Source organism: Kamptonema animale CS-326 (assembly GCF_028330895.1).
Lineage (GTDB): Bacteria > Cyanobacteriota > Cyanobacteriia > Cyanobacteriales > Microcoleaceae > Kamptonema > Kamptonema formosum.
This window is the reverse complement of record NZ_JAQMUA010000447.1, coordinates 1-3656: the sequence shown is the minus strand read 5'-3', so window position 1 is coordinate 3656 and position 3656 is coordinate 1. Positions and strand designations below refer to the sequence as shown.

Below are 3656 nucleotides of genomic sequence, written 5' to 3'. Positions count from 1 at the left end.
TAATGGCTAATGGCTAATGGCTAATGGCTAATTGGTATAGGATTTAGGTACAGTAAGTCTGCTATATTGGCGCTGAATTTACCGCCAAGATGGCGGCGCTACGGATGGTTTTAGATAATCCTTTGGTAGTAAAATTAGGGCGGTTGAGCGCTTCGCGAAACTCATCTTAAAATTTTTGTTAACCGTTAATGGTTTAAGGGTTTAACTGTTAATGGTTAACGGTTAACAAATTTAATTAAGATAGTTGGGTTTGGCTGCCCTTAACCAAACCTATGTTTTAAATTACAATTAGCAATTAGCAATTAGCAATTAGCCATTAGCCATTAGCCATTAGCCATTAGCCATTAGCTAGCAATATTCCGAAATATCCTCTTTACATTCATCTGCCAAATAGGAGAGAGCACGGAAGCGCAAACCTACTAATTGATCGTAGAGAGGATTTAGTTTACACATTGGGGGAATGTGAACTAGCTTGCGACCAAATAGAGTGATGTCTCGCTCAAAAGGACACTGGGGCGGAATCATTTTGCAGACAAAATGAGCCAAACTAGGATCGTGGATTTCCCAGCCATCTAGCCATACTCTAACAGGTTGCAAGACATCTCTGTGGGGGCTGCGATCGCGTGCCGCCTTAAATGCACGCTCTTCCTCTGATGCAGCAGCATTATTCGTATCCTCTATAGTGTGTCGCAAAGCTGCGATCGCATCCACCTTCACCCCAAAAGCATCGCAAAGCTCATGCAGCAATTCATCTTCGCAGAAAGAATATATACCGTCTGCTAGAGCCACCATTACTGCTGTCCTCAAGAAATTCTCAGCAGTCACCCTGTCTTGCCCTAAAACAGCCACTAATTCCTGTGGCGATATGGGTTCAAAAATCGCATCAACTGATGCCTCGTCTGCAAATTCAGCTTGAGTTAAGGAAGCAATCAAATCTTGTTCTCCCTCATCAAAATTACCATCAGCCCAAGCAATGGTTAGTAAGCCGCGCAGCCAAGCTGCAATCTGTTCGTTAGTGTAGGAAGTTTTCACAGTGTTAATCATGGCCATCGTTTCCAAGTATTACCTAAGTCAAAACTCAAAACTCAAAACTCCTAAATTTGATCTATTCATTAGTGTAGGAAGTTTTCACAGTGTTAATCATGGCTATCGTTTTAAAGTATTACCTAAGTCAAAACTCAAAACTCAAAACTTTTTAAAGCCGCCGACACAAAATCCAGCGTAATTCCATTGGCGGACGGGCATTTGCCATTGGAAATACATCTCTGCCAGTTGCCCAACTAGAAAACCAGGGCGTAGGAGGCCACGCCCCTGATGGCAAGTTGTGGCGTTCGTATTCAAACACTAACTCATTGGAGATTTGTACTAGCGGCAGTCCTTCCATTGCTGCTGCTAATTCTTTGGGGGTAAAGAGGGTAGACCATGACATTTGCGCCACTTCTCGCACTAGGGAATCGGGTTCGTACCCATCGGCGGTTAAAAAGACACTAAATAGCAATAAGCCGCCAGAACAGAGAAAATCGCACATTTTAGCGAGAAATAGCCGGACTTGATCGGACTCTCGAAAATGAGAAATTAGTTCTGCTGCGATCGCAATTTGGTAATTAGCCGGACGCATCCGCACTAACGGATCGAGTACGTCCCCCAAAGTCACATTCACAGGCAACTTTTCTGACTCGACTGCAACTCGCAACTGTTCGACAAAACCAGCAGTTAACTCGATCGCATCGACAGGGTGGCCCAGTCTCGCTAAGGGCAGTGTATTACGGCCTGTTCCCGCTCCTACATCCAAAATCCTTACTTTACGAGGATCGCCTAATTTAGCAGCAATTGCCATCACTTTAGCATCTGGATGAGAGCCAAAAAGAGGTGGTTCTCTCGTCTCTACCCATGTCTTATACTGGTCTCCCATTGTAGAGCTAGCAATTAGTAATTTACAAGCTAAACCAGTTTGAGGAGGCTGAACTGACTCGTATTGGAGAATTAGCATGGAAGCAGTGGAAACGCTAAACCCCGTAGCTAATTTACTTGCTATAAGCTGGCGCAATTCTGTTTGTTTTTCTGGTGGCAGTGGCCGACCGAGAGCGTGAAACAATTGGTCTATCCAGTGGAGATAATGCTCAAGCATCCCCGGTATGCAAGGGAAAATCACCTCGCCACGAGCAGTAATGCGAGTATTAACTTTGTAGAGGATAGCCTGTTGTAAGACATCGGAATTAGTTATCAGCGGCAAGTATTCGCTGTTGTCAACTGTATTTTCACTGCCCATAAAACTTACAGTTTTTGAGCCGATCGATACAGTTTCTCCGAGAGTTTATATTGCTTTCGACTGTGCCGTTATTACTCATAAAATCCTTAGAGTTAACAGTTAACGGTTAACGGTTAACAGTTAACAGTTAACAGTTAACCACTTAGTTACTGCCTGTAAAAGTCACTTCGGGAAATCTTCCTTGAGCTTCTGCCATTGGTCGCCGTCTGCCTTCTTCTTGCCAGTAGTTGATGACTTCTGTAGCTTTATTGAGGATTTCTACGCGATCGTTGTCGGCGATCCAGTGTTTGGCTTCCAGTTCGTTTTTTAGCTCTTCCCAGGCATCTTTGCGGGGCCAGAAAAAGTAAGCTGTCAAAGGGCTAGTGCCTTTGCCTACAACTTGGTCAACGGCGAGTGCCACGTTCTCTTCTAACCAGAGAACCTTTAAGATGAACTTGGACAAACCAACTTCCGGGGTAGACTTAGCCATGTTAAAAAATTAATACAATCGCTAATTGTACCACAATTTTAGCAGATTAGAGATGCAAAATTTAAATTTTATCAGAGCTTAAGGATCGATGCCAAAGCAAAAAGTTATTGTTGTGTTTGATATTGACGGGGTAGTGCGTGACGTGGGGGGATCGTATCGACGCGCGATCGCAGATACAGTTGAGCATTTTACCTCATCCGCCTATCGTCCCACTTCTGAGGATATCGACAGCCTCAAGTCTGAGGGTTTGTGGAATAACGACTGGGATGCTTCCCAAGAGTTAGTTTACCGCTACTTCGAGAGTAAAAGTCAGTTGCGATCGCACCTGGATTTAGACCGAGATACTTTAATCGCCTTTTTCCAAAGTCGCTACCGAGGGACAAACCCCGAAAACTGGACTGGTTACATCTGCTCTGAACCTTTGCTGCTACAGCCAGCCTATCTGGAAAGTCTAACTCAAGGGGCGATCGCTTGGGGATTTTTCAGCGGCGCGATGCGAGATGAAGCCCTTTATGTCTTACAAGGTAAACTCGGCTTAACCTCACCAGTGCTTGTAGCAATGGAAGATGCACCCGGCAAACCAGACCCGACGGGACTATTCGCAACAGTTGAGCAACTGCAATACCAGCAGGGAATAGATGAATCTACCCCAGTGATTTATGTTGGTGATACCGTTGCTGATATGTACACAGTTGAAAAAGCGCGAAAACTTCAGCCCTCTAGGGTTTGGGTTGGCGTAGGAATTTTGCCCCCTCACGTTCAGCAGACTCAAGAACGCCGAGATTGCTACACCGCTACCTTGATGAAAGCAGGTGCAGCAATCGTTTTCAGCAATGCTGAGGAGTTGACACCAGTAGAAATTGAGAAATTATTGAGAAACTAGCGATCGCATATCAACTGTAACGCCGCCCTCTGGGC

The 3656-nt window shown here is 44.9% G+C and carries 4 protein-coding genes; 1 reads left to right on the top strand and 3 read right to left on the bottom strand.

Annotation, left to right across the window (positions count from 1 at the left end; all coding sequences use genetic code 11):
* Nucleotides 1–348 precede the first annotated feature (348 nt).
* The 3 genes from PN499_RS26050 to PN499_RS26040 form a co-directional block, all read right to left on the bottom strand.
* Entirely contained in the window at nucleotides 349–1050 is a 702-nt protein-coding gene (locus PN499_RS26050) for a Mo-dependent nitrogenase C-terminal domain-containing protein (protein ID WP_272036007.1), read from the bottom strand.
* Between the two features lie 145 nt (nucleotides 1051–1195).
* On the bottom strand, nucleotides 1196–2269 hold the full coding sequence (locus tag PN499_RS26045; RefSeq protein WP_272036005.1) for a class I SAM-dependent methyltransferase: 1074 nt from the start codon (nucleotides 2267–2269) through the stop codon (nucleotides 1196–1198).
* 142 nt (nucleotides 2270–2411) lie between these two features.
* Nucleotides 2412–2738, bottom strand: coding sequence for a 30S ribosomal protein PSRP-3 (locus PN499_RS26040; RefSeq protein WP_007356958.1), 327 nt, complete (start codon nucleotides 2736–2738; stop codon nucleotides 2412–2414).
* A gap of 88 nt (nucleotides 2739–2826) precedes the next feature.
* On the opposite strand from PN499_RS26040, the gene PN499_RS26035 reads away from it, so the two are divergent.
* A complete protein-coding gene (locus PN499_RS26035; protein ID WP_272036002.1) occupies nucleotides 2827–3621 on the top strand; it encodes a TIGR01548 family HAD-type hydrolase in 795 nt (264 codons plus the stop codon).
* The last annotated feature ends 35 nt before the right edge of the window (nucleotides 3622–3656 follow it).